Annotated in this window: 21 protein-coding genes; 5 read left to right on the top strand and 16 right to left on the bottom strand. The window is 69.6% G+C overall.

Translation table 11 applies throughout. The annotated features are described in order from the left end of the window. Nucleotides 1-21: 21 nt before the first annotated feature. The gene (locus VB738_RS01255; RefSeq protein WP_323304005.1) at nt 22-918 is read left to right on the top strand and encodes a class I SAM-dependent methyltransferase; all 897 of its coding nucleotides are present in this window, start codon (nt 22-24) and stop codon (nt 916-918) included. Here the strand turns inward: VB738_RS01255 and VB738_RS01250 are convergent. The 8 genes from VB738_RS01250 to VB738_RS01215 form a co-directional block, all read right to left on the bottom strand. Beyond that, nucleotides 884-2,053, bottom strand: a complete 1,170-nt coding sequence (locus VB738_RS01250; RefSeq protein WP_323304004.1) for an HlyD family secretion protein — start codon at nt 2,051-2,053, stop codon at nt 884-886. The two genes, VB738_RS01255 and VB738_RS01250, sit on opposite strands and share 35 nt — an antisense overlap. Beyond that, nucleotides 2,053-5,007 carry a peptidase domain-containing ABC transporter gene (locus VB738_RS01245; protein WP_323304003.1) on the bottom strand — a complete coding sequence of 985 codons (2,955 nt, stop codon included), beginning with the start codon at nt 5,005-5,007 and terminating at the stop codon, nt 2,053-2,055. Before VB738_RS01245 ends, VB738_RS01250 begins: the two co-directional genes overlap by 1 nt. Further along, a complete protein-coding gene (locus tag VB738_RS01240; RefSeq protein ID WP_323304002.1) occupies nt 5,004-5,819 on the bottom strand; it encodes a peptidylprolyl isomerase in 816 nt (271 codons plus the stop codon). The genes VB738_RS01245 and VB738_RS01240 overlap by 4 nt, the downstream gene beginning before the upstream one ends. A gap of 76 nt (nt 5,820-5,895) precedes the next feature. Then, entirely contained in the window at nt 5,896-8,082 is a 2,187-nt protein-coding gene (locus VB738_RS01235) for a glycosyltransferase (protein ID WP_323304001.1), read from the bottom strand. After that, nucleotides 8,079-9,365: an HlyD family secretion protein gene (locus tag VB738_RS01230; protein WP_323304000.1), complete on the bottom strand. Its 1,287-nt coding sequence runs from the start codon at nt 9,363-9,365 to the stop codon at nt 8,079-8,081. The genes VB738_RS01235 and VB738_RS01230 overlap by 4 nt, the downstream gene beginning before the upstream one ends. Before the next feature lie 123 nt (nt 9,366-9,488). Next, on the bottom strand, nt 9,489-10,559 hold the full coding sequence (locus VB738_RS01225; protein WP_323303999.1) for an endo-1,4-beta-xylanase: 1,071 nt from the start codon (nt 10,557-10,559) through the stop codon (nt 9,489-9,491). Nucleotides 10,560-10,633: 74 nt separating this feature from the next. Continuing rightward, the gene (gene ligA / locus VB738_RS01220) at nt 10,634-12,721 is read right to left on the bottom strand and encodes an NAD-dependent DNA ligase LigA (protein ID WP_323303998.1); all 2,088 of its coding nucleotides are present in this window, start codon (nt 12,719-12,721) and stop codon (nt 10,634-10,636) included. Nucleotides 12,722-12,724: 3 nt separating this feature from the next. Further along, a complete protein-coding gene (locus VB738_RS01215) occupies nt 12,725-13,147 on the bottom strand; it encodes a hypothetical protein (protein WP_254946742.1) in 423 nt (140 codons plus the stop codon). Between the two features lie 61 nt (nt 13,148-13,208). On the opposite strand from VB738_RS01215, the gene VB738_RS01210 reads away from it, so the two are divergent. From VB738_RS01210 to VB738_RS01200, 3 genes are all read left to right on the top strand, one after another. Continuing rightward, the gene (locus VB738_RS01210) at nt 13,209-13,751 is read left to right on the top strand and encodes a SprT family zinc-dependent metalloprotease (RefSeq protein WP_323303997.1); all 543 of its coding nucleotides are present in this window, start codon (nt 13,209-13,211) and stop codon (nt 13,749-13,751) included. Between the two features lie 129 nt (nt 13,752-13,880). Then, the gene (locus tag VB738_RS01205) at nt 13,881-14,558 is read left to right on the top strand and encodes an RNA helicase (RefSeq protein ID WP_323303996.1); all 678 of its coding nucleotides are present in this window, start codon (nt 13,881-13,883) and stop codon (nt 14,556-14,558) included. A gap of 68 nt (nt 14,559-14,626) precedes the next feature. Next, nucleotides 14,627-15,148: a DUF1269 domain-containing protein gene (locus tag VB738_RS01200; protein ID WP_323303995.1), complete on the top strand. Its 522-nt coding sequence runs from the start codon at nt 14,627-14,629 to the stop codon at nt 15,146-15,148. On the opposite strand, the gene VB738_RS01195 is transcribed toward VB738_RS01200, so the two are convergent. The 4 genes from VB738_RS01195 to mnmG all read right to left on the bottom strand — a co-directional run bounded on the left by VB738_RS01195 (nt 15,069) and on the right by mnmG (nt 19,140). After that, nucleotides 15,069-15,587, bottom strand: a complete 519-nt coding sequence (locus VB738_RS01195) for a hypothetical protein (protein ID WP_323303994.1) — start codon at nt 15,585-15,587, stop codon at nt 15,069-15,071. The two genes, VB738_RS01200 and VB738_RS01195, sit on opposite strands and share 80 nt — an antisense overlap. Before the next feature lie 77 nt (nt 15,588-15,664). Beyond that, a complete protein-coding gene (locus VB738_RS01190) occupies nt 15,665-16,282 on the bottom strand; it encodes a chorismate lyase (RefSeq protein ID WP_323303993.1) in 618 nt (205 codons plus the stop codon). An 18-nt stretch (nt 16,283-16,300) separates the two neighbouring features. Then, nucleotides 16,301-17,149 (bottom strand): hypothetical protein, encoded by an 849-nt coding sequence (locus VB738_RS01185; RefSeq protein ID WP_323303992.1) that lies wholly within the window; start codon nt 17,147-17,149, stop codon nt 16,301-16,303. 26 nt (nt 17,150-17,175) lie between these two features. Beyond that, entirely contained in the window at nt 17,176-19,140 is a 1,965-nt protein-coding gene (mnmG, locus tag VB738_RS01180) for a tRNA uridine-5-carboxymethylaminomethyl(34) synthesis enzyme MnmG (protein ID WP_323303991.1), read from the bottom strand. A gap of 90 nt (nt 19,141-19,230) precedes the next feature. Between mnmG and VB738_RS01175 the strand changes: the two genes are divergently transcribed. Further along, nucleotides 19,231-19,797 (top strand): isochorismatase family cysteine hydrolase, encoded by a 567-nt coding sequence (locus VB738_RS01175; RefSeq protein WP_323303990.1) that lies wholly within the window; start codon nt 19,231-19,233, stop codon nt 19,795-19,797. 6 nt (nt 19,798-19,803) lie between these two features. Here VB738_RS01175 and VB738_RS01170 read toward each other — a convergent pair whose 3' ends face one another. The 4 genes from VB738_RS01170 to VB738_RS01155 form a co-directional block, all read right to left on the bottom strand. Continuing rightward, nucleotides 19,804-20,523: a sterol desaturase family protein gene (locus tag VB738_RS01170; RefSeq protein WP_323303989.1), complete on the bottom strand. Its 720-nt coding sequence runs from the start codon at nt 20,521-20,523 to the stop codon at nt 19,804-19,806. Between the two features lie 110 nt (nt 20,524-20,633). Continuing rightward, nucleotides 20,634-22,043 carry a replicative DNA helicase gene (gene dnaB / locus VB738_RS01165; RefSeq protein ID WP_323303988.1) on the bottom strand — a complete coding sequence of 470 codons (1,410 nt, stop codon included), beginning with the start codon at nt 22,041-22,043 and terminating at the stop codon, nt 20,634-20,636. 118 nt (nt 22,044-22,161) lie between these two features. Further along, the gene (gene rplI / locus VB738_RS01160; protein WP_106219480.1) at nt 22,162-22,623 is read right to left on the bottom strand and encodes a 50S ribosomal protein L9; all 462 of its coding nucleotides are present in this window, start codon (nt 22,621-22,623) and stop codon (nt 22,162-22,164) included. A 42-nt stretch (nt 22,624-22,665) separates the two neighbouring features. Then, a complete protein-coding gene (locus VB738_RS01155) occupies nt 22,666-23,682 on the bottom strand; it encodes an acyl-CoA desaturase (protein ID WP_323303987.1) in 1,017 nt (338 codons plus the stop codon). Between the last annotated feature and the right edge of the window lie 28 nt (nt 23,683-23,710).

Below are 23,710 nucleotides of genomic sequence, written 5' to 3'. Positions count from 1 at the left end.
TTGCGACGCAGGCCAGCGATGGTGACGGCCGAGACTCCCCCCCACCCCAGCGCCGGCGCCTGCCCCAACTGCGGCGGCCAGCACCTCAACATGGTGCGGCGGGTGCGGGTGAGCAAGGCCCGGGTGGCGGCTGAGCTCGCCCACTGCGCTGACTGCGACTTCCTGTTCCTGGCCGATCCCACCTGGCTGGACGTGGCCTACGAGGAGTCCTTCTACGGCGACACCGGTTACGTCGACCGCAACCTGCACGCCGCGCGGCTGCTGCGGCTGCTGCTGGTGATCGGCCGGCTGGGCCGCTTCGGTGCCAGCGAGCCGGGCTGCGACCTGGGCACCGGCCTGGGCATGCTGCCGCGGCTGCTGCGCGACCACGGCTTCGATTTCCACGGCACCGACGCCTACGCCGCCATGGAGCTGATCCGCCCCTTCTGCGGCCCTCCCGGCGATGTGGCCATCGGCTGCAAGACCGCCTTCGAGGTGATCGAGCATGTGCCCTGCACTCCCGGCTTTCTGCGCGACGAGGTGGGCGCCACGCCCCTGTTCGTCTTCTCCACCCTGATGCGCCGGGAGGGCGAGATCCCCGGACCCGACTGGTGGTACTACGCCTTCGGCAACGGCCAGCACATCAGCTTCCACAGCCGCCGCAGCTTCGCGGTGGCCATGGCGCGGGCCGGGATGGACCCGTCCTCGCTGGTCTGCATCGACGGCCCCGTGCACGCCCGGGCCCTGCACCTGATCGCCCCTTCGGCCCGCTGGCGCCGCGCCTTCCGGGTGGCCGGGTGGTTGGTGAATCGGGGCCTCGACGGGCTGCTGCTGCCGTGGCTGGAGCCCCTGGTGGGGTTGCGGCCGCGGATCATCCCCGACCACTACCTCGCCATGGAGCGGCTCAGATCTGCCGCAGAGCGTCAGCCTTGTCCTTGAAGTCGCTGAGCAGCAGCTGCAGGTAGGTGACCTTCCGCAGCTTGACGTTGGCGGTCAGCGACATGCCCACCTGCAGCGGCAGCACCTTGCCGCTCTTGAGCTTCAGCTGCTGGGAGTTGAGCCGGATGTCCACCGGAAAGCGGTAGAAGTTGTCCATCTGATCGGGGGGCAGGGCATCGGAGCCGATGCGCCGCACCGTGCCCTGCAGCACACCGAAATCGGTGGCGGGGAAGGAGTCGATGCTGATGTCGGCGGCCTTGCCCACCGAAACGAAGCCGATCTCCCGGCTGGGCACCTCCACCCGCGCCTCCAGCTTGTCGAAGGGCACCACCTTCATCACCGGTTCGCTGGTCTGGGCGACGAAGCCGCGGGAGCGGGACTTGAGCTCGAACACCACCCCCGACTCGGGGGCCCGGATCTCCTGGTAGCGGATGTTGACGTTGAGCTCGGTCAGCTTGCTGCGCAGATCGGCCAGCTCGCTCTGGATCTCGCGGACGCCCTGCTGCAGGATCGCCTGCTGGCGCAGCCGGTCGACCTGGGTTTCCTCCAGCTTGCCCTGCACCTCCTGCACCTTGTTGCGCTGGGAGAGGTACTGGAGTTCGGCGGTGGCGCCCTCCTTGTTGAGGGTCTCGAGCCGGCCGAGCACGTCCTTCTCCAGGGTGAGGCTCTGGCGCAGCACCCGTTGTTCGGTGTCGTTGAACTGCAGGTAGCGGTCGAGCTCCACCTGCTTGAGCCGCAGCTGCTGCTGCTTGTACCGGATCGTCTGCAGCAGGCTGCGCTGGCGGTCGAGGGTGGCCTCGGTGTCGAGGCGCAGCAGCACCTGGCCCTTCTCCACCCGCTCACCCTCCTTCACCAACACCTCGTCCACCACGCCGCCGACCGGCATCTGGATGTCCTTGACCACCCCCAGGGGTTCGAGCTTGCCCGGGGCGGTGACGATCTCCTCGGTCTGGGCGAAGGCCAGCCAGCCGAGGCCGAACAGGGTGACCCCCATCAGGGTCCAGGTGATCGAGCGGGCCCAGAAGCGGGACTGCTGCAGCACCACGTCGTCGCTGTCGGTGTGGATGCTGCGCTCGAGGCCGTTCTGGGCGCGGCGCAGCAGGCCGGCCGGGGTGGGCAGGGGAGGACGTGCCATCAGCCCGCCTCCTGCTGGCGATACAGCGCGAAATAGCGGCCCTTCAGGGCCATCAGTTCGTCATGGGTGCCGGTCTCGACGATGGCGCCCTGGTGCATCATCACGATCAGGTCGGCGCGGCGGATGGTGGACAGGCGGTGGGTGATGAAGAACACGGTGCTCTGGCTCATCGCCTCGCGCAGGTTGTCGCACACCTGGCGCTCGGTGTCGTAGTCGAGGGCGCTGGTGGCCTCGTCCATCACCAGCAGCTGGGGCTGGCTCAGCAGGGTGCGGGCGATGGCGATGCGCTGGCGCTGGCCGCCGGAGAGGGAGGCGCCCCGCTCCCCCAGGGGGGTGCTGTAACCGGCGGAGAGCTCCATGATGAAGTCGTGGGCGCCGGCGATCCTGGCGGCCTCGACGATGGCATCGCTGGGGGCCTCCGGGTTGGTGAGGGCGATGTTCTCGCTGATGGTGCCGGAGAAGAGCAGGGGATCCTGGGGCACGATGCCGATCTGGCGCCGCAGGGAGTAGAGCTCCACCTTGTCGATGTCGTAGCCGTCGACGAGGATGCGGCCCTTGGTGGGGGCATAGAGCCGCGGCAGCAGCTTCATCAGGGTGCTCTTGCCGCTGCCGCTCTGGCCCACGACCCCGGTGAAGGTGCCCGGGGGGACGTGGAGACTGACGTTGCTGAGCACCTCCGGTCCGCCGGGGTTGAAGCGGAAGCTGAGGTTCTCGAACACCACGTCGCCCTTCACCGGCGGCAGGGGGATGTGGCCGCGGTCGGCTTCGCTCGATTCCTCCGGCGTGTCGACCACATCGGCGAGGCGCTCGAATGACACCCGCAGCTCCTGGATGTTCTGCCAGATCGAGGAGAGCCGCAGCAGGGGCTGGGTGACGTAGCCGCTGATGATCCGGAAGGCGATCAGCTGGCCCAGGGTGAGTTCCCCCTTGAGCACCAGGGTGGCCCCCACCCAGAGCACCAGCAGCTGGGAGAGCTTCTGGAGCACCGAGCTGGTCTCGTTGAGGAAGGTGCCGGTGATCGTCTTCTCGAAGGTGCGGGAGATGTACTTGGCGTAGAGCTCCTGCCACTTCCAGCGGCTCACCATCTCCACGTTCTGGGCCTTCACCGTCTGGATGCCGGTGAGCACCTCCACCAGGTGGCTCTGGGTGCGGGCGTTCTCCTCGGCAGCCTGGCGGTACTGGCGCCGGAACAGGGGCGCCCCCAGCAGGGTGAGCCCCACCTGGATCGGCAGCACCGCCAGGGCGATGATGGTGAGGAGCCAGCTGTAGATCGCCATCACGATGATGTAGATCACCGAGAAGGCCGCATCCAGCAGGGTGATCAGGGCCTGGCCCGTGAGGAAGTTGCGGATCTTCTCCAGCTCGGCGATGCGGGTGCCCAGTTCGCCGACAGGGCGCTTGTCGAAGTAGCCGAGCGGCAGCCGCAGCAGGTGGTCGATCACCTCGGCGCCGAGGCGCAGGTCGATGCGGTTGGTGGTGTCGGTGAACAGGAAGGTGCGCAGCGAGCCGATCACCCCCTCCATCAGGGTGACCACCACCAGGGCCATGCCCAGGATCTGCAGCGTGTCGAGGCTGCGCTGGGAGATCACCTTGTCGATGATCACCTGGATCAGCAGGGGGTTGGCCAGGCTGAACAGCTGGACCACGAACGAGGCCAGCAGCACCTGGAGCAACATGCCCCGGTAGCGCTTCAGGGCCGGCCAGAACCAGCCCGGACCGAAGGTCTGCTCCGGGGTGTCGATGCTGCGCTCCAGCAGCAGCAGCTCCAGCCCCTCCGGGTACTGCTCGGCGATCTGGGCGGGGCTCAGCTGCACCCAGCCCTCCGCCGGTGAGGCCAGCCGCAGGCCGGCGGCGTTGCTGGCGGTGGCGATGGCGAAGCCCTCCTTCCACGGCACCAGGCACGGGGTGATCAGCCGGGTGGCGGAGGCCGCCGGCACCTTGGCGCCGGTGACCAGCAGGCCGAGCATGGCGGCGATCTGGCCGCAGAGCTGCAGATCCGGCGGCTGGCCGCGGCGCATCTTGTCCCGCAGGATCTTGTCCACCGCGTCACGGCGGTAGGGCAGCTCCAGCAGCTTGCCGAGCATCTGGAAGCAGGCCAGGGTCTCCTCCAGCGGACCGTTGCCCCGCACCAGGGTGAGGCCCCGGTCACTGCGGTCCTGGCCCAGATCGAGGCTGCTGGGCTGGGCCTGGCCACCGGCTTCAGCGGCGATCGCTGCGACGGGCGCGCCAGCGCCTTCGCCGATCGGCTTCTGCGGCGGGTCCGCCTCCGGGGCCAGCGCGGGGGCGGGGTCGAGGGCCACCAGGCGCAGCGGCAGGGGGGGACGGGGCTGGGGCAGGGGCCCTGTCGGGTCAAGCACCGCGCCGATCGCCAGGTCGGGAACATTGGCGCTGGCCAGCAGCAGTTCCTCGCCGTCCCGCAGGGCGACGGTCCCATCCTCCGGAGCCACCGCCCGCGCCCGCTGGCGCAGCCCTTCGAGCTTCTCCCGCCACAGGGACGGCTCGAAGCGGCCCGCGGCGGCCCCCGCCCGCTGCTGCAGCAGCTGGTGCAGCTCCGCCGTCCACAGGTGGCGGCCGCACCACTGGCGCAGGCCCTCCTCGGCCAGCAGCAGCTCGAGCATCACCGTGTCCGGGATCGCCGTCGCCAGCAGGTCGGAGGCGGCACTCACCGGCTCGATCCCCTCGGCCCGCAGCAGCGACACCAGCCCCACCACGGCACCGGGTCCAAGCCGCTCCAGGGTGAAGGGCCGGCCGTCCCGTTCCGCCAGCAGGCGGGCCTCCCCCTCGAGGATCACCAGCACCCGGTCGCCGATGCTGCCGGCGTTGCTCAGGTCCTCACCGACGCGGAAACGGCACGGCCGGCCCTCCGCGAGCAGCCGCTCCCGGCCGGCGGCGGAGAGGCCGTTGAAGGGCGGCAGGGTGAGCCAGTCGGTGCGTCCGGGAACGGTGGAGGTCATCGCCCCTGCCCCTGCCCAGGACGCAGCCGCAGGGCCACCTCCTGATCCACCCACTCCTCGAACAGCTCCCGCGCCATCCGTTTCTGCATGGCGTCGTCGAAACTGGCGGAGCGCAGTGTCTCCAGCCGCACCACCAGCCACCAGCGGTCGATGCGCAGGGGCGGGTGCAGCTGCCCCGGGCGGCTGGTGCGCAGCAGTTCGGCCAGGGAGGGATGGGCCTGCAGCAGGGGCACCGGACCCACCACCCCCCGGGTGGAGCGCTCGGGCCCCTTGGCGTAGGTGGCCGCCAGTTCGGCGAAATCGGCTTCCCCCTCGGCGATGCGCAGGTAGAGCTCCCGGGCCAGGGCCCCGTCCTCCACCCGCAGCAGGCTGTAGATCACCTGATCGAGCTGGTTCTTGCGGGCCAGGTAACGCTGCTCGGCCCGGTGCAGGAAATGTTCCTGGCAGTGGCGCTCGATCCTGGCCGGCAGCTCCGCCTGCCAGAGCACGTCGGCCTCCGACAACTCATGGCGCTGCCGGTGGGCCCGCAGGTCGTCGGCGGAGCGGAGGCCGTGGCTGGCCCCCCACTCCTGCTGGGCCTTCTGGCGTTCCTCCTCCGTCAGGGTCACCGCGGCCACCGCCGTGGCGATCACCGACTGGCGCAGCAGGGGAATCAGCAGCTGGTGGCGGGCCAGCTGGCGGCGCAGCTCCCCGGGGATCTCGGGCAGCGGCTCCACCTGCACCACCGGCGGCGGTCCGGAGGGACGCGCGGGCGGATCGAGGCTGATGTCGTGGTCCAAGGAGAGGGCGACGGCCACGGGATCGGCTGACATCCGGCCATTCTGGGGCTGAACCGCCGAATCAAGATGTATCGGCAGGTGGAACCGACGCGGTTCGACGGATCGGGGGTCAGGAGCGCCGCACGATCGGCTCGGCGCGCACCACACTGCCCAGGAGCAGGAACAGGGCTTCGATGCTGCCCACCCGCGTCACTTTCTGGAACCAGGCATTCTCGCCGTAGATCAGCTGAATCAATGCGGCCTCCGTTTCCTGGGCCGGCATCTGGAAGCTGAGCCCCAGCAGCGGCAGCTGGCGCCGGCGGCCGGAGCGCATCAGACGCACCGGCAGCTCCAGCTTGTACTGGGGCACCCGCAGCAGCCCCTCCGTCTCCGTGCCCGTGGGGGCGGCGGTGTTGAGCACCAGGCTCGCCCCCTGCTCGGACACGTCGTTGGTGGTGCCCCAGTACTCCTTGCCCCCCAGCTCCAGGCAGGCCGCCAGTTCCAGGGGGAAGCGGTCGGCCTGGCGGCGCACCGGCTTGTCGATGCAGGCCAGCAGACAGATGAACATCAGCAGGCCGTTGTAGAGGTTCCAGCCCACCATCAGGCCTTCCCCCTCGAAGACCGATCGGGACCAGCGGATGTCCAGCAGGGGCAGGCCGTAGTTCAGCACCAGCACACCCACGAACAGGAACAGGTAGGTGAGGAAGGGCCAGGCGAAACGCAGATCCAGGGTCTGTTTCTGGCTGGTGACGTCCTTGTTGGTCACCAGGCTGCCCACGGATCGGAACGGCCGGAACAGAATCTGCGACAGCCGCCTCAGGGCCGGAAAGCAGAACAGCGCTTCATAGACTTCCGTCCAGAAGTGGAAGTAGTGGCCGTTGGTCTGCCAGGAGGGCAGGAAGTAGAGCATGATCACGAACGGCAGGCCGTAGGCCAGATACTCCACCGGCGGAGCGGCGATCAGGGTGAAGCCGATCAGCATCGACAACAGCGGAAAAATGATGTAGACGGCGCGAAACAGGGGCGTCAGCAGGCTGAGCAGGAGGTTCAGATAAAAGACCTTCTGCCAGAAATCCAGCGTCTTCCAGATCGGCAGTTGCTTCGGGGAGGTGAAGATCTGCACGTTGCCCTGCATCCAGCGCAGCCGCTGCTCGAGGTAATCGCGGAAGGTGCGGGGCACTTCGCCCAGGCTCAGCACCTCATCGAGGTAGATCATGCGCCAGCCGCGGGTGAGCAGGCGGGTGCCGGTCTGGCTGTCTTCGACGATGCAGTGGGTGACATAGCCGCCGATGGCCTCCAGGGCCGATCGCCGGGCCAGGTAGGAGGTGCCGCAGCAGACCACGGCATTGAACGGATCGCGGATCACCTGGACGTAATGGAAGAAATAGTCCATGTCGTCCGGCACCAGCACATCCAGCCCGAGGTTGCGATTATGGAAATCGGAGTTGAAGTAGTGCTGCGGCGTCTGCACCAGAGCAACCTTGGGATCCTGGAAGAAACCCACCGTGCGGTCCAGGAAGCGGCTGAAGGGGATGAAATCGCAATCGAAGACGGCGATCAGTTCGCCTTTCGAATGGGCCAGGGCGTAGTTGAGATTGCCGGCCTTGCGGTGCAGATTGTCGGGCCGGCTCAGGTACTGCACGCCCAGCTCGGCAGCCAGGGCGGCAATGGCGGGGCGGTGGCCATCATCCAGGACGTAGATGGTCTTGTTGGCGTACTGGATGTTGCGGCAGGCCATGACGCAACGCCGGATCAGGCGCTCGGATTCGTTGTAGGTGGGAATCCACAGGTCCACACTGGGCTGCTGTTCCTTTGCCCAGGCCAGCAGTTGGTCCGCCTGGCGTCGCCGTTGCTGGGGCCTGTATCGGAGGGAGGGGTAGAACTGCAGCGCCGATGTCAGCAGGTAGGTGACCTCGCAGAGGAAGAAGACGAGGCTGAAGAACAGGCTGACCGGGTGGACCGTGTTGATGGTGGTGGCGCGCCAGATGAAGTAGCGGATCGTGAACAACGACAGCAGCACGTTCACCAGCAGATAGCTTGAGGGACGACGGGGCAGCAGGTTCACCCCCAGGCAGATCCCCATGGCCAGGGCCAGGGGCAGCAGCACGTCGACCCACACATCCCGCACCTGCCAGAGCTCGGGCAGCACCCGGAAACTCAGCGGATTGAGCAGCCCGACCGCCACCACGGACACCTGCAGGTTGGCCAGCAGCACCGCCAGCACCAGGCACCCCGCCGAAAGCAGCAGCACCATCCAGACCCAGGGCGAGATCCGCGAGCGGCCCTGGGAATCCGAGAACGCATGCAGGAACTTCATCGCTGGAAGCTGACCTTCGCCGTGAACCCCACGTAGCAGAACTCCCCCGGCGGCGCCGGAAAGTCATTGAGGATGCGGATCTTCACCTCGCTTTCCCGGGCCAGGTTGATCGGCACCGGCGTGGGGGCCTCCTCGCCCAGCTGGGTGCGGCCGATGCCGGAGCGGATCCCCACCACCTCACCGCGCAGCTTGTCCCGGTTGCCCACCAGCTCGATCCTGGCCTTGCTGCCCAGGCGGATCCGGTTGAGGTCGTTCTCCGCCACCGTGGTGGTGAGCCAGCGCTGGCTGCAGTCGATCATCTGGATCAGCGACTGCATCGCATCGACGGAGTCGCCCCGCTGGGCCCCCAGCTGCCAGATCACCGCCTTGCGGGGACTGACCAGGCGGGCGCTGCTGCGCTCTTGCCATTCCTTCCGGGCCACGGCCACCTGCTGCTCCAGACCGCTCACCTGGAACGCCTGGGTGCGCACATCCCCTTCGGCGTTCTCCAGGGCGATGGTGGCCTCCTGCAGCCGCACCACCGGATCGGAGTTGCTGCGGTTGTTGCGCAGGGTCAGTTCGTTGCGGGAGGCCTCCAGCACCGCCGCCTGGCCGGCCAGCTGGGCTTCCAGGCCCCGCACCTCCCGGGCCCGCTGCAGCTCGGTGGTGCGGGCCCGGTCGACCACGTTGGCGGCCACGGCACCGGCCTGGAACAGCTCCTCCTGGCGCTTGGTCTCCCTTTGGGCGAAGGCCAGTTCCTTGCGGGCGCGATCGAGGGCGAAACCGAGGCTGTCACGGTCGCCCTGGTCGCGGGCCACCTCCAGGTTGCGCTGCTGGCGGGCGTCCTGGCTGAGCCGCTCGACGAGTTTCCGGCGCAGATCGCTGCGGGTGCGCAGTTCCTGCAGCCGGCCCCGGGCCGTCTCCAGCTCGGTCTCGAGGGCCGAGAGGGTATCCCGGGAGGCCCTGGGGTTGACGATGATCGCCAGGGTCTGGCCGGGGCGGACCTCCACGCCCGTTCCGACGTTGAGGCTCTCCAGGGTGCCGGTGACCGGACTCCTCAGCACGATCGGGGTGGCATTGATGACCGCGTCGCGGGAGCGGGCGGTGAAGAAGTTGATCACGATCGCCAGGGCCGTGATCAGCAGGCCCGCCGAAATCAGCAGGATGGTGAGATCGGCCCTGCGCGAGCTGGGGATCGCGTCGTCGTCATCCGTCGCGGCGATGTCAGGGGCGGCGACATCCAGGATCTGGCCGGCTGACCCGGCGGATTCAGGCTCACTGGCGCCCACGGCGGATGGGGGCATCCCGACATTGGATGAAGAGGATTCCATTCTAACAGTTCCGGATTTTTTTGCCGGGGTAAGACCTATCGACGGGTCGTGAATCTGTCATCATCCAGCTCTCCTGGGGCCGCCCATCTGAGCCCTTCAGCGCTTGTCGAGGGCCGCCTGAATCGTGGCGGTCGCTGGTTTGGGTCGGTTGTCTGCATCGAAGGGCAGGGGCCGCTGCGGCAGGCCATCCGCCCGGGGCATGAACCCATTCAGCCAGGTGGTGCGATCACTCAATCCCCAGGTGGTGATCAGTTTCAGCCGCGGTTCCGGCAGGACCGCCGCCAGGAAGTCCCCGTACACCGCCGCCACGGCCCGATCCCGCTCCGGGATGGCCGCCGGCAGTTCCCGGTCGTTGACGTCCAGCTCGGTCACGAGGATGTCCAGGTCCAGGGCGGCCAGCTCCCGCAGGAAAGCCGGCAGGGTGCGGAAGGTGGTCGGTCCGCTGCCGTTGGCGTAGAGATGGGCCTGCAGGCCCACGGCGTTCAGCGGGACGCCCTGCTCCCGCAACTGCCGAAGGAGCTTCAGGAAGGCCTGCCGTTTGCGCAGCGTCTTGGGGTCATCGCCCTCCAGCCCGTACTCGTTGATCACCAGGGCCGCCTTCGGATCGGCCTGGTGCGCCAGGGTCAGCGCCCGGGCGATGTAGTCGGGGCCCAGCCGCTCCAGCCAGAGGTTGCGGCGCAGGCCCGTGCCGTCGTCCGCGATCGGTTCGTTCACCACGTCCCACGACGGCAGCTGGCCGCGGTAGTGACCCACCACGGTGCGGATGTAGGTCGCCATGGCCCGATCCAGCTCCGCCGGCGGCAGGGCCTTCACCCAGGCCGGCAGCTGTTCGTGCCACACCAGGGTGTGGCCCCGCATCGCCAGGCCCTGCTCGCGGGCGAAGCCCAGCAGCCGGTCCGGCGCACTGAAATCGAAGCTCCCGGGCGTGGCCTCCACCCCATCCCACTTCAGCTCCGATTCGGGCACGATCAGGCCGCTCTGCTCGCTCACCAGGCGGCGCAGGCCCGGATCCCGCAGCTGGTCATTGGTGACGGCGGTGCCCCAGCGCAGCCCGCGCGCCGCCGCCAGCCCCTGCAGGGTCGGTGCCGCTCCCGGGGGCAGGGCCCGCGCCACGCTCCAGCCCAGGACGGCCACCACGGCGATCAGGATCAGTTGCCGACGGCGCATGGACCGGGGAGGGGTGCCCCATCACTCTGGCCGGCCGTCCCGGCGCCGTCATCCAAACGACAACAACGGGAGGCTCAGGCCGGATCCGCCGCCAGCAACGCCCGCAGGCCGTCCTCGTCCAGCACGCTCACCCCCAGGTCCTGGGCCTTGCTGAGCTTGCCGCCGGCTTCCTCGCCGGCTACCACGTAGCTGGTCTTCCGGCTCACCGAACCGCTCACCTTCCCCCCGGCCGCCTCGATCAGGGCCTGGGCCGCGGAGCGGCTCAGGGAGGGAAGGGTGCCGGTGAGCACGAAGGTGAGTCCCGCCAGGGGCGTCGCCGCCGGCGGCCCCCCATCGCCGCTGCCATCCGGCTCCGCCACGGCGGCCAGGGAGAAGCCCAACTTACCCAGTTGCTCCAGCAACAACCGGTTGGCCGGCGTGGCGAACCACTGCCGCAGGGACTGGGCGATCTCGGGGCCGATGCCAAAGACCGCCGTGAGCGGATCGGGGCCCTCGTCGGCTTCGTTTGCTTCGCCGCCCAGGGCGGCGGCCTCCAGCTCGGCGGCGCTGGGGAAGGCCCGGGCCAGGGCCTTGGCATTCACCTCCCCCACGTGGTGGATGCCGAGGCCGTAGAGCTGGCGGTGCCAGGGCTGTTGCTTCGAGGCCTCCAGGGCGGCCACCAGCTTGGTGGCGGAGGTTTCCCCCATCCGCTCCAGGCTGGCCAGCAGGGCGGCATCGAGCCCGTAGAGGTCGGGGATCGAGGCCACCAGGCCCCGATCGACCAGCTGCTCGATCAGCTTGATGCCCAGGCCGTCCACATCAAGGGCCCCCTTGCTCACCCAGTGGCGCAGGGAGCCCCGCAGGATGGCGGGGCAGCCGTTGTTGACGCAGCGGGTGGCGGCCTCCCCCTCCTCCCGCACCAGCGCCGAACCGCACTCCGGGCAGGAGGGCGGCAGCTCCAGCCGCCTGGCCCCCTCCGGGCGCAGCTCCACCAGCACCCGCACCACCTCGGGGATGATCTCGCCGGCCTTGCGCACCACGATCGTGTCGCCGGCGCAGAGATCCAGCTCCGCCAGGCGATCGGCGTTGTGGAGGGTGGCGCGGCTCACGGTGGTGCCGGCCAGGGGCACCGGCTCGAACTCCGCCACCGGCGTGACCACGCCCGTGCGGCCCACCTGGCAGGTGAGACGCAGCAGGCGGCTGGGGGCCTCCTCGGCGGCGTACTTGAGGGCGATGGCCCAGCGGGGCGCCTTCTGGGTGAAGCCCGCCTCCTCCTGCAGGCGCAGGTCGTCGAGTTTCACCACCACCCCATCGGTGGCGTAGGGCAGGCCGCGGCGCTCCTGCTCCCAGCGGTCGCAGAAGGCCTTCACCGCCGCCAGATCGGGGCAGAGGGCGCAATGGGGATTGACGCGGAACCCGGCCGCCTGGAGCCAGGCCAGGGCCTGCCACTGGCTGCGGGGCCCGGCCTGCCAGCCCTCGGGCAGGTGCAGCGTGTAGGCGAAGAACGACAGCCCGCGGGAGGCCACCACCTTTGGATCCAGCTGCCGCAGGGTGCCCGCACAGGCGTTGCGCGGGTTGGCGAAGGGGGCCTCGCCCCGTTCGGCGCGCTCGGCGTTGATGGCGGCGAAGGTGGACTCGGGGATGAAGGCCTCACCGCGCACCTCCACCCAGGCCGGGGGCTGCGCCAAGTCGAGCCGCAGGGGCACGCTGCGGATCGTGCGCACGTTGGCGGTGATCTCCTCGCCCCGCTCCCCGTCCCCCCGGGTGGCGGCCCGCACCAGAACCCCCTGCTCGTAGCTGAGGGCCAGGGCGTTGCCGTCGATCTTGAGTTCGCCCACCAACGGCAGGGCCGGAGCGGGCGACCCGGCCGGCGGTTCCCGGTCGAGCACCCGCAGCAGCCGGGTGTACCAGACGTCGAGGTCGTCGTGGGAGAAGGCGTTGTCGAGGCTCAGCAGGGGGATCCGGTGGGCCACGCTGGTGAACCCCTCGGCCGGCGCACCGCCCACCCGGCGGGTGGGGCTGTCGGGCCGGATCAGCGCCGGATCGGCCTCCTCCAGCGCCACGAGCTCCCGGTAGAGCCGGTCATAGACCGGGTCCTCCATCACGGGAGCATCGAGCACGTAGTAGGCGTGGGCGGCGCGGTTGAGCAGCCGTCGCAGTTCCTCCGCCCGGGCTTGGGCCACGGCTCAGGCGGCCGCCAGCTTGGTGATGCGATCCACCCGCCAGGTCTCCTCCACCTTCACGAAGGTGAAATCGAGGGGCAGCTCCTCCTTGCCGTCGCTCTTGAGCTTCACCGTGAGGATCACCTGGCCCTCCTGCAGCCGGGGCCGGCCGGACTTGAGGTTGCGGTATTTGTTGAGCTGCAGCCCGGCCAGGAAGCGGATGAACTGCTGGCGGTTGACGTGGGAGCGGTAGTTGCGGGTGGTGAGCAGGTAGGCGCCGTCCACCTGGCCGGAGGCCACCTGGGTGAAGAACTGCTTGATCAGCGGATTGATACCCCGGGCGCTGAGCACCAGCCGCACCGCCGAGACGGTCCAATAGAGCAGCAGACCCCCGGCCCCCGCGAGCAGGAGCTTGGTGCCGATGTCGCGGGCCAGTCCCCAGTCCATGGTGATCCCATCCGTTCGCAGCGTTCCAGAGTCTGACGGACGACCCCACCAGAATGGGCCGATGCCCCTGGAACCGCTGCTGCCCCTGTTCCACCGGCTCAACCGCGAGCACTTCGACGGCCAGCTCACCCGGGAGAACCGGCCCCTGGTGGACGTCCGCTGGAGCGACGGCCGCCTCACCCGCACCGCCGGGCTCTACCGGCGGGGACGTCTGGCCGACGGGCGTGACCTCTGCGAGATCGTCCTCTCCCGCCCCCTGCTGGAGCCGCTGCCGCGGCAGGCCACCCTGGGCACCCTTTGCCACGAGATGATCCACGCCTGGGTGGATCGGGTGCTGGCGGAGCAGGAGGTCCATGGCCCCCGCTTCCGAACCCGGATGGAGCAGATCAACCGGGCCCAGGACGACTTTCAGGTGAGCCTGCGGCACCGCTATCCCCTGCCGGTGGCGGCCAGCCGCTGGATCGCCCGCTGCCCGCGCTGCGACAGCCGCACGCCCTACCAGCGCCGCCGGCAGGGTCTGGCCTGCCGCCACTGCTGTGAGCGTCTTCATGGTGGACGCTGGGATGCGAGCTGCCTGCTGGTGTTCGAGCCCAACACCGCCTAGGTTCTGGCGCAGGTGTTGGGGCCGATGGCGACGTTTCTGTGGACCCTGGAATGGGGCGGTTTCACCATTGCCCTGGTGGGGATGGGGCGGGAGCACTGGCTGTCCGGCCGGCGCCGCTAAATTGGCCTGATGCATCCGATGGATCAGGGCGACGGCCGCGAACGGGATCCCTGGGACCGCGATCCCACCGACCGCGAACCCCCAGAACGCGAACCCCCAGAACGCGAATCCCGTGATCGTGACCCCCGAGAACGGGAATGGCGTGATCGCGACCTGCAGCCGCGCGATGGACGGGAGCGTGAAGGGCCCCGGCGGCCCCGTGGCGGCGGCGATCCCCTCGATCAGCGCGTGGATCGCTGGGTGACGGCCGGTCGCCAGTTCGTCGAGGGGGTGGCGGGGTCCCGGCCCGGTGGCCGTCCCGCCGGGCGGGGGGGCGAGCGTCGCCCTCCGCTGCGGCCCCGTATCGACGACCTCGGCCGCTGGGTGGAGGGCCGCCTCGACTGGCTGCTCGACGACAGCGACGACTGGAGGGAACCCTGGCAGGAGAGCGACCGCGGCGCCCCCGGGGCCCCGGAGCCGCCACCGGCTCCCCTCCGGTCCCGACGACCGATGCTCGAGGCGGTGTCCCGGCGCGGCCGCCCTGCTCCGCCGTCCCGTCCCCCCATCGCCGACGATGACTGGCCCGATGACGACAGCTTCACCCTGCCCCGCTGGCAGCGCCCCGAAGGTTCCGACGAGCCGGACACGGCTTTCCCCCCTGCGCCCTCCGGCCGGCCGCTGCCCCGCTCCAGCCGCCGTCGTGCCTGAGCCGCCGACACCTCCATGTCGGCAGGTCGTGGGTTAGGACTGACGTCGTACCTGAAGGGATGTCGGCCATGAGCAGCCTGGTGGTGGTTGGGTTTCCGTCCGTTGAAGAGGCCGACCAGGTGCGGCGTCAGCTGGTGGAGATCCAGAAGGAGGAACTGATCGCCCTCGAGGATGCGGTCGTCGTCGAGGCCGAGCCGGACGGCAAGGTGCGCCTGCACCAGTCGCTCAACCTCACCAAGGCCGGTGCCCTCGGGGGTGGCTTCTGGGGCACCCTCGTCGGCCTGCTGTTCCTCAATCCCCTGCTCGGGGCCGCCGTCGGTGCCGGTCTGGGGGCCGCTTCAGGCTCCCTCTCGGATCTGGGCATCAACGACAACTTCATGCGGGAGGTCGGCCAGACCCTTCCCCCCGGCAGTGCAGCCCTCTGCCTGCTGCTGCGCGACGCCACCCCCGACCGGCTGATCGAGCGGCTGCGGGTTCATGCGCCCCACGCCAAGCTGCTGCGCACCAACCTCAGCCATACCGACGAGGACCGGCTGCGTCAGATGCTCGAGCAGGCGAGCAAGCAGGCCCAGGCCCTGCGGCTGTCCTGAGCTTCGGGTTGACCCGGAAGCTGCAGCCTCGCTGACGCAGTTCCCTGTTGACCGGCTTCACCAGGTCGCGGGGAACATCCACGGCCATCTCCTCGGCGGAGATGCTGATCGACGGGGAGCCGTTCTGGAGCGCGCTGAGCAGATCGGCCCACAGGCTCACCATGGTGCGCTGGGCCTGGGGCACCAGCCCCAGCCGCTCAAGATGGGGGGCACAGCCCTGGTGGAGCCAGAGGCTGGAGTGGTGATGGCCCGGCTGGGGACGCATGGCCAGGCCGGCCGCCAGGGCTTCGGCGGTCGGTTCGCCGCTGCTGCGGCGCAGCCCGGAGGCCACCAGCAGCTTTCCGGTGTGGACGGCGGAAACGCCGTAGCGGCGGCCCAGTTCGGTGAGGGTGAGCCAGTCCCCCCCCGGCGGGGTCTGGGCGCTGTGGCGGGTGGCCATGGTCCGGTTTCGAATGACCGAATCCTGGCCAGGGAGCCTGGAGCGTCAATTCGTCAACAGCAAACCGCCACACGGCGTTACTGAATTGATGAGTCTTTACGATCAGATCCCGCCTGGGCCGGTCCCAGCCAGCGCTCCAGCGCCGGGGAGAACACCTCCCGGATCACGGTGAGCGCCCGCCCGTGGCGAAAGAAGCGGTAATGCCGGCTCCAGAAGGGGCCCTCGCAGCCGAAACGCTCCGCCAGCCAGGGCTCCTGCACCTGGCCGAGGCCATCCACCTCGCGGTACAGCTCCGCCCGTCCCGCCGAGAGGCTGCGCCAGATCGGCAGCCGGCGATCCTGCAGATGGGCCTCCGCTTCGGCCTGGTTCCACCAGCTCTCGGCCCAGCCCAGGGTCTGGGGCCCGCAGGTGAGCCACACCTGGCGCCGCAGCAGGGGCTCGGCCAGCTGGGCCACCTCCGTCGGCGCCCCGGCGGAGACCGCCGCTTCGGAGGCCATGGCGATCAGCTCCACCTCCACGGGATGGCCGGTGAGCAGCTGCAGATGGCGTGTCGGGCTGCCGTCCCCGAGCAGCAGCAGCGTCCAGGGGCCGCTGAGCTCAAGCTCGCCGCCGACCGGCGGCTGCGGTCGCTCGGCGGCACTGGCCTGCCACAGGCTCGTGGGGGACGGCAGCAGGCCGCCGGTGACTTGGTTCATGGCGGGCCGGGGGGCAGATCAGTAGCCGTTGCTGATCGAGATGCGCCGCACCTCACCACCCCGTTCGATCATGGCGGTGTCGCCGTCGGCGGAGCGAAGCCGCCAGCCGCTGGAGCCGATCGCCTCGCCGACGCTGACGCTGGTGGAGCTGCCCCCCATCTGGAAGATCGCCGACGCCGGCCGTCCCGCCGACCCCACCACCCCCACCAGTTCGGGCACGGGCCCGCTGGCTGGGGTGGCGCTGCGTTCGCCGTAGCCGTTGCCACCACCACCGCTACCGGTGGCGGGGGGCGCGGCGGCGGCCAGTTTCGGGCTCACCGGCACCCGCAGCACAGGGGCCCTCGAGCCCTCCGGCTGGGGCAGCTGGGAGAGCTGCTCGATCCAGGGTTCCTCCGGGGGCGGCGGCAGCTGGTCGCCGGCGAGCGGCAGGACGGACGGGCCGCCGGCCAGGCTGGCTCCGACACCAGCTCCGAGCGGGGCCGGGTTGGCCGGGCCGAGGCTGCGCAGCCGCTCCACCAGAAGCAGGCTGCGTTCCTGGCTGAGGGCCTGCTGCATGCGGCTGGAGTGGGTGAGGTACAGCACCGAACTGGCGACGCTGACCATGCAGACCCCGCCCATGGCCGTGAGCAGCAGGGTGTTGCGGTCGGCCCGCGATGGGGCCGGGGCCGGGGTGGCGGGCCGACCCCGCAGCCGCCGCACCGGCGGGGCCAGGGGCAGGGGCGGGGGAACATCGGCCTGGGAGGCCACGTCGAGATCGATGGTGGCCTCCGGGTCGAAGACCCGGTTCATCATCTGCTCGGCCTTCAGCTCCCAGTAGGCGCGGGAGGTGGGGATGCCGCGCAGGGGACGCCGAGGGGAGGGGCTCATCTGCAGTCCTCGGCGTCAGGCGTGCGTCACTGTAACGATGCTTCCACGGTCTGACGAGGGCCCGACTGCTCCCGGCGCCGCTGCAGTTCCAGCCAGAGCAACAGGGCGTTGACATCGGCGGGGCTGACGCCGGGAATCCTGGAGGCCTGGCCCAGGCTGTGGGGCTGGATGGCCGCCAGCTTCTCGCGGGCCTCCGCCGAAAGGGTGCCGATGGCGGCGTAGTCGACACCGGCGGGGATGGCCCGCTCGTGTTGGCGCCGCACCCGCGCGATCTGCTGTTCCTGGCGGGCCAGATAGCCGCTGTACTTGATGTCGATCTCGGCGCCGTCGCGCACGTCGATCGGCAGATCCGGATCGGCCAGACCCAGCCGCACCAGATCCTCGCTGTGCAGGCCCGGCCGGCGGAGCAGATCGGCCAGGGTGATCGAGCCGTTGATGCCGCCGCCGGTGGCGTCGGCCACGGCGGCGGCGGCGGGATCGGAGGCCTTGAGCCGCACCGTTTCCAGCCGCTGTTTCTCGGCGTCGATGGCGGCCTGCTTCTGCTCGAACAGGCGCCAGCGCCGTTCGTCGATCAGGCCCAGCCGGCGGCCGAGGGGCGTGAGCCGCCGGTCGGCGTTGTCGCCGCGCAGCACCAGGCGGTACTCGCTGCGGCTGGTCAGCACCCGATAGGGCTCCTTGAGGTCCTGGGTGACCAGGTCGTCCACCAGGGTGCCGATGTAGCTCCCCTCCCGGGGGAAATGCACCGGGTCCTGGCCCCCCAGCAGCCGGGCGGCGTTCAGGCCGGCCACCAGCCCCTGGGCGGCGGCCTCCTCGTAGCCGGTGGTGCCGTTGAGCTGGCCCGCCGAGAACAGGCCCCGTACCCGTTTGGTCTCCAGGGAGGGCTGCAGCTGGGTGGCCGGCAGGATGTCGTAGTCGACGGCGTAGGCGGGGCGCAGCATCACGCAGGCCTCCAGACCAGGAAGCGTCCGCAGCAGGGCCAGCTGCAGGGACTCGGGCAGGCCGGTGGAGAAACCCTGGACGTACAGCTCGGGCGTGTCGCGCCCCTCCGGCTCCAGGAAGATCTGGTGGCTGTCCTTATCGGCGAAGCGGACGATCTTGTCCTCGATCGAGGGGCAGTAGCGGGGCCCCTTGCTGTCGATGAAGCCGCCGTAGATCGGCGTCAGGTGCAGGTTGTCGCGGATCAGCTGGTGGGTGGGCGCCGTGGTGCGGGTGATGTGGCAGGCCATCTGCTCGCCGCTCACCCGGGCGGTGGGATCGAAGCTGAAGAAGCGGTCGGCGGCGTCGCTGGGCTGCTCCTCCAGTTGGTCGAGGGCCACGCTGCGCCGGTCGACGCGGGCGGGGGTGCCGGTCTTGAGCCGGTCGGTGCGGAACCCCAGCGCCTGCAGGGCTTCGGTGAGGCCTTCGGCGGGCTGCTCGCCCGCCCGGCCCGCTGCCATCGAGCGGTTGCCCACCCAGATGCGGCCCCCCAGGAAGGTGCCGGTGGTGAGGATCACGGCCCCGGCGCCGTAGACGCTGCCGAAGTAGGTGCGCACCCCGATCACCCGGGCCGGCGGGCCGGATGGATCGGTGGCTCCGGTGGGATCGCCCTCCAGCTCCAGACCGGTCACCATCGCTTCGCGCAGGGCCAGGTTGGGGGTGTGCTGCAGCAGTTGCAGCATCTGGCGGGCGTAGAGGCGTTTGTCGGTCTGGGCCCGCAGCGCCCACACCGCCGGGCCGCGGCTGGCGTTGAGCAGCCGTTTCTGCAGGGCGGTGGCATCCGCCAGCCGGCCGATCACCCCACCGAGGGCATCCACCTCATGGACCAGCTGGCTCTTGGCCGGGCCGCCCACGGCCGGGTTGCAGGGCTGCCAGGCGATGCGGTCGAGGTTGAGTGTGAACAGGGCCGTGGACACTCCGAGCCGGGCGGCGGTGAGGGCCGCCTCGCAGCCGGCATGGCCGCCGCCGACCACGATCAGGTCGAAGCGTTCGGTGGGGTCTGCGCTCAGGGCCATCCTTTGAATGTATGGCGTTGTCGGGGCCGGTGGGGCTGGGGGACACGGTCGGGCGGCCGATGATGGGGCCCTGCGCCCGAGGCACCCCCCATGCGTACCGCCCTGGTGCTGATCGATCTGATCAACGACCTGATCCACCCCGACGGGGCGATGTCCACGTACGCCGCCGAAGTGCAGCGGCGCGGGGTGCTGACGGCGGCCAACCAGGCGCTGGAGCGGGCCCGCGCCCGGGGCTGGCCCACGCTCCTGGTGAAGGTGGCCTTCCGAGCCGGCTATCCGGAGCTGCCCGCCCACGCCCCGTTCCTGGGCCGGGCCCGGGAGCTGGGGGGCCTGCGGCTGGGCCAGTGGGGCACGGAATTCCACGCCGATCTGGCGGTGCAGCCTGGCGACCCGGTGCTGGTGAAGCACCGGCTGAGCCCCTTCCACGGCACCGCCCTGGCGACGCTGCTGCGGGCTGCGGGGATCGAGCGGCTGCTGCTGGGGGGTGTCGGCACCGCCTGGGCCCTGCAGGCGGCAGTCCGGGAGGCCCATGACCGGGACTTCCGGGTGGTGCTGGTGGAGGACGCCTGCGCCGCGGCGAGCCCGCAGGAGCACGATCAATCCATCGGGCAGCTCTCCCGCCTGGCCGCCGTGGTGCTGGCCGCCGATCTGGCCTGATCGCGCTCAGGGCACCGGTGGCTGCAGCGAGGCGGCGTAGGCGGGATCCTCGGTGCCGAAGACCCGATCCCAGAAGGTGAAATAGAGCCCGAAGTGCTGGCCGTGGCGCCGGTGGTGCAGGGAATGGTGAGCTGGGCCGATCAGCCAACGCCCCAGCCAGTGGTGGGGAAAGCTCAGCGGCAGCACCTCCAGGCCCAGGTGATTGACCACGGCCCACACCGTCATCGTGGTGAGCACCGCCAGCAGGGTGGCGAAATGCAGGGGAATCAGCATCACGATGCCGATCAGGAACAGGGCCTGAACAACGGCTTCGAGGGGGTCGAAGGCGAAGGAGGTCCAGGGTGTGGGCTGTCGTGATCGGTGGTGGCCACGGTGAAACCAGGGGAACAGTTTTGGCTGGTGGAACAGCCGGTGGGTGGCGTAGAAGTAGGCATCCTGCAGTACCAGTACGGCCACGTAGCTGAGGGGCAGGGTCCACCAGCTCTCGGCATGGATCTGGCTGTGCAGACGGGTCAGGCCCTGCTCCTGCAACGTCATCAGCAGGGCGGTGGCCAGGGAGAAGATGGCGGCGGAGATGACGGACAGCTGGATGTCATTGAGGACGGAGACCCTGGCCTCCTGGCGCTGATACAGAAGCCAGTGGGCAAAACCGGCCATGGCGAGATAGCGCGCCAGGATGATGGCGAAGAAGACAATAACATAAAACCAGAAGGAATGATGCTGCACAGATATCTCCACTCGATCATCTCCACCAGATCATCCCCCTCAACCCTAGGAGGCCTTGCGCTGGAGGGATACGGCGGATATCCCTATGCAGCGCCGCAATGCAGCGGAATCTATGCAGCCAGATTGCGGAAGCGGGTGAACTGCGGTTCGAACAGCAATTTCACGGTGCCGACGGGTCCGTTGCGGTGCTTGGTGACGATGACTTCGGTGATACCGCGGTCGGCGGTTTCGGGGTTGTAGTACTCGTCGCGGTAGATCATCAGCACCAGATCGGCGTCCTGCTCGATCGAGCCCGATTCCCGCAGGTCGCTGAGCATGGGGCGTTTGTTGGTGCGGGACTCGACACCGCGGCTGAGCTGGGACAGGGCGATCACGGGCACGTGCAGTTCGCGGGCCATGCCCTTGAGGCCCCGGGTGATGCGGGAGAGTTCCTGGACGCGGTTGTCGGGGGTGCTTCCCTCCATCAGCTGCAGGTAATCGATCACGATCAGGCCCAGCTCCTTGCCGGTTTCGGCCATCAGGCGCCGGCAGAGGGAGCGCATCTCGAGCACGCCGGAATTGGGCTTGTCGTCGATGAACAGGGGCAGCTGGCCGAGGCTGTTGATGCCCTGGCCGAGCAGGGGCCATTCTTCCTGCTGCAGACGGCCGGTGCGCAGGCGGCCACTTTCGATGCCCACCTCCATCGAGAGCAGGCGGTAGGTGAGCTGTTCCTTGCTCATCTCCAGGCTGAACACGCACACCGGCAGCTGGTGCAGCTGGGCGACGTTCTTGGCGATGTTGAGCACGATCGAGGTCTTGCCCATGGCGGGCCGTCCGGCGACGATGATCAGGTCGCTGCGCTGCAGGCCCTGGGTGATGGCGTCCAGGTCGTAGAAGTTGACCGGGATGCCGGCGACGGCGGTGCCGAGGGAGCGGCTCTCGATCTCGTTGAAGGTGCTGGTGAGGATCTCCGCGGTGGGGGTGAGGCCGGCGGTGGGCTTCTCCTGGCTGATGGCGAAGATCTTCTGCTCAGCCTCATCGAGCACCTGCTCCATGGGCAGGCTCTGGTCGAAGCCGAGCCGGATCACCTCGTTGGCGGAGCGGATCAGCTGGCGCCGCAGGTGCTTGTCCATCACCAGGCGGGCCACCTGGTCGATGGAGGCGGTGGAGAGGGTGCGCTCCACCAGCTCCACCAGCCGGGAGCTGCCGCCCACCTTCTCCAGCTGGCCGGTGTCGGCGAGCCAGGCGGCCATGGCCGTGAGGTCGGTGGGCTTGCCCTGGCTGTGCAGCATCAGGGCGGTGCGGTAGATCTCGCGGTGGGCACCGAGATAGAAGGCCTCGGGGCGCAGCACATCCGCGACCCGGCCGATGGCATCGGGATCGAGGAGGATGCCGCCCAGGACGGATTCCTCCGCCTCCAGGTTCTGGGGCGGGACCGAATCGGGCAGGGCCTCGAAGCCGGCCTGCTCGTCGCGCCGGCCCGACGACCTCGGACCATCGGGCCGGGATGGGTCGGAACCAGCCAGGGGCACGCTCACCATGGACGGGACTCCAGAACGCGACTCACGGAACAGATGGCCGGATCGGTCGGGATCGGGCGCCGGTGAGAACGATCACTCTGGCGCCTGGAGCGGAAACGATCGGTTCGCGGTTGGCCGATCAGTAGCTGACCACTTCCAGATTGACGTCGGCGACGACCTCGGGGTGCAGCTTGACCTGCACTTTGTAGGAACCGGTGCGATGGATCTCGGGGACGGTGATGACGCGGCGGTCGACCTCCTTCTTGGTGGCCGCCTCGATGGCTTCGGCCACATCGCCGTTGGTGACGGTGCCGAACAGGACGTCATCGCCGCCGGTCTGCTTCTTGACGGTGAAGCGGCCGATGGTGTCGAGGGCGGTGCGGAAGGCGATCGCCTCGGCCTTCAGGGCCGCCTGGCGTTCCGCCTCCTTGGCCCGGCGGTGCTCCACCTGACGCAGCACCGCGGCCGTGACGGCCAGGGCCTTGCCGGTGGGCAGGAGGTAGTTACGGGCGTAGCCGGGCGCGACATCCACCAGATCCCCGTCTTTGCCCAGGGAAAGGATGTCCTCGCTCAGGACCACCTGCACACGCTTCTTGACCATGACAACGCCCCGGCTGAGCCATCTGAAATCCGATCGGCCAGCCTACGACATGGAGCCGGTGGGGGCCGCCGCCCGGGGCAGGCGGACCCGGGTGGCCAGGCCCAGGGCGCGCATCAGGCGGATGTGCTGCCAGGTGAGGTCGAACTGGCGGGGGCCGAAGCCGTGGCGGGCGGAATGGGGGTAGGCGTGGTGGTTGTTGTGCCAGCCCTCACCGAAGGTCAGGGCGGCCACCCAGGGGTTGTTCTTCGACTTGTCGCCGCTGTCGTGGACGGCCTCGCCCCACATGTGGGTGGCCGAATTCACCAGCCAGGTGCACTGATAGACGATCACCAGGCGCAGGGGGATGCCCCACAGGACCAGGGCCCAGCCGCCGGCACCGGTGACGGTGCCGATCCAGAAGAGCAGCAGGCCCAGGGGCACCTGGAGCAGCAGGAAGCCCTTGTTCAGCCAGCGGTAGTAGGGGTCGGTGGCCAGGTCACCCGTGAGCCGGGGCACGGCGGCCATCGCCGGAATCTCCTCGAACATCCAGGCCATGTGGGACCACCAGAAGCCCTTGTTGCTGTCGTGGTGATCCGCTTCCGTATCGGAAAACTTGTGGTGGTGGCGGTGCAGGCCGACCCAGTCGATGGGGCCGTGCTGGCAGCTGAGGGCGCCGCAGGTGGCGAAGAAGCGCTCCAGCCACTGGGGAACACGGAAGGAGCGGTGGCTCAGCAGCCGGTGGTAGCCGATCGTGACGCCCAGGCAGGCGGTGACCCAGTACATCACCAGCAGGGCGGCCACGGCCTCCACGCTCCAGAAGCGGGGCAGCAGGGCCACCACCGCCAGGACGTGGATCAGGACCATGAAGCCGATCGTGCCCCAGCGGGTGCCCTTGGGGGAGACGCCTCGGGGTTCGCCGCGGCGCGGGTCGTGCAGGGCCCGCGCCCGGACCAGGGCGTCGGCCCCCTGGTTGATCGTGGCGGGGCGGCGGGTGTGGCGGGCCTTGGTGCCGGCATCGCGGCGGTTGCCGGCTGGGGCACCTGGCTGGATGCCGGGGCGGGAGAGGGGGGTGACGGCCATGAAGGACCGGGCTCCTGTTGAGTGATTA

Source organism: Cyanobium gracile UHCC 0139, assembly GCF_034931325.1.
GTDB lineage: Bacteria > Cyanobacteriota > Cyanobacteriia > PCC-6307 > Cyanobiaceae > Cyanobium > Cyanobium gracile_B.
The sequence above is the reverse complement of the archived record's forward strand: the minus strand, read 5'-3'. Positions and strand labels throughout refer to the sequence as shown.

Excerpts from the sequence above, each read along its gene's own strand:
- VB738_RS01215 (WP_254946742.1), bottom strand. The coding sequence starts at position 13,147 with ATGGACTGGGGACTGGCCCGCGACATCGGCACCAAGCTCCTGCTCGCG.
- VB738_RS01210 (WP_323303997.1), top strand. The coding sequence starts at position 13,209 with ATGCCCCTGGAACCGCTGCTGCCCCTGTTCCACCGGCTCAACCGCGAG.
- VB738_RS01200 (WP_323303995.1), top strand. The coding sequence starts at position 14,627 with ATGAGCAGCCTGGTGGTGGTTGGGTTTCCGTCCGTTGAAGAGGCCGAC.
- VB738_RS01205 (WP_323303996.1), top strand. The coding sequence starts at position 13,881 with ATGCATCCGATGGATCAGGGCGACGGCCGCGAACGGGATCCCTGGGAC.
- mnmG (WP_323303991.1), bottom strand. The coding sequence starts at position 19,140 with ATGGCCCTGAGCGCAGACCCCACCGAACGCTTCGACCTGATCGTGGTC.
- VB738_RS01245 (WP_323304003.1), bottom strand. The coding sequence starts at position 5,007 with ATGACCTCCACCGTTCCCGGACGCACCGACTGGCTCACCCTGCCGCCC.
- VB738_RS01240 (WP_323304002.1), bottom strand. The coding sequence starts at position 5,819 with ATGTCAGCCGATCCCGTGGCCGTCGCCCTCTCCTTGGACCACGACATC.
- dnaB (WP_323303988.1), bottom strand. The coding sequence starts at position 22,043 with ATGGTGAGCGTGCCCCTGGCTGGTTCCGACCCATCCCGGCCCGATGGT.
- VB738_RS01225 (WP_323303999.1), bottom strand. The coding sequence starts at position 10,559 with ATGCGCCGTCGGCAACTGATCCTGATCGCCGTGGTGGCCGTCCTGGGC.
- VB738_RS01185 (WP_323303992.1), bottom strand. The coding sequence starts at position 17,149 with ATGAGCCCCTCCCCTCGGCGTCCCCTGCGCGGCATCCCCACCTCCCGC.
- rplI (WP_106219480.1), bottom strand. The coding sequence starts at position 22,623 with ATGGTCAAGAAGCGTGTGCAGGTGGTCCTGAGCGAGGACATCCTTTCC.
- VB738_RS01175 (WP_323303990.1), top strand. The coding sequence starts at position 19,231 with ATGCGTACCGCCCTGGTGCTGATCGATCTGATCAACGACCTGATCCAC.
- VB738_RS01155 (WP_323303987.1), bottom strand. The coding sequence starts at position 23,682 with ATGGCCGTCACCCCCCTCTCCCGCCCCGGCATCCAGCCAGGTGCCCCA.
- VB738_RS01195 (WP_323303994.1), bottom strand. The coding sequence starts at position 15,587 with ATGGCCACCCGCCACAGCGCCCAGACCCCGCCGGGGGGGGACTGGCTC.
- VB738_RS01235 (WP_323304001.1), bottom strand. The coding sequence starts at position 8,082 with ATGAAGTTCCTGCATGCGTTCTCGGATTCCCAGGGCCGCTCGCGGATC.
- VB738_RS01250 (WP_323304004.1), bottom strand. The coding sequence starts at position 2,053 with ATGGCACGTCCTCCCCTGCCCACCCCGGCCGGCCTGCTGCGCCGCGCC.
- VB738_RS01190 (WP_323303993.1), bottom strand. The coding sequence starts at position 16,282 with ATGAACCAAGTCACCGGCGGCCTGCTGCCGTCCCCCACGAGCCTGTGG.
- VB738_RS01230 (WP_323304000.1), bottom strand. The coding sequence starts at position 9,365 with ATGCCCCCATCCGCCGTGGGCGCCAGTGAGCCTGAATCCGCCGGGTCA.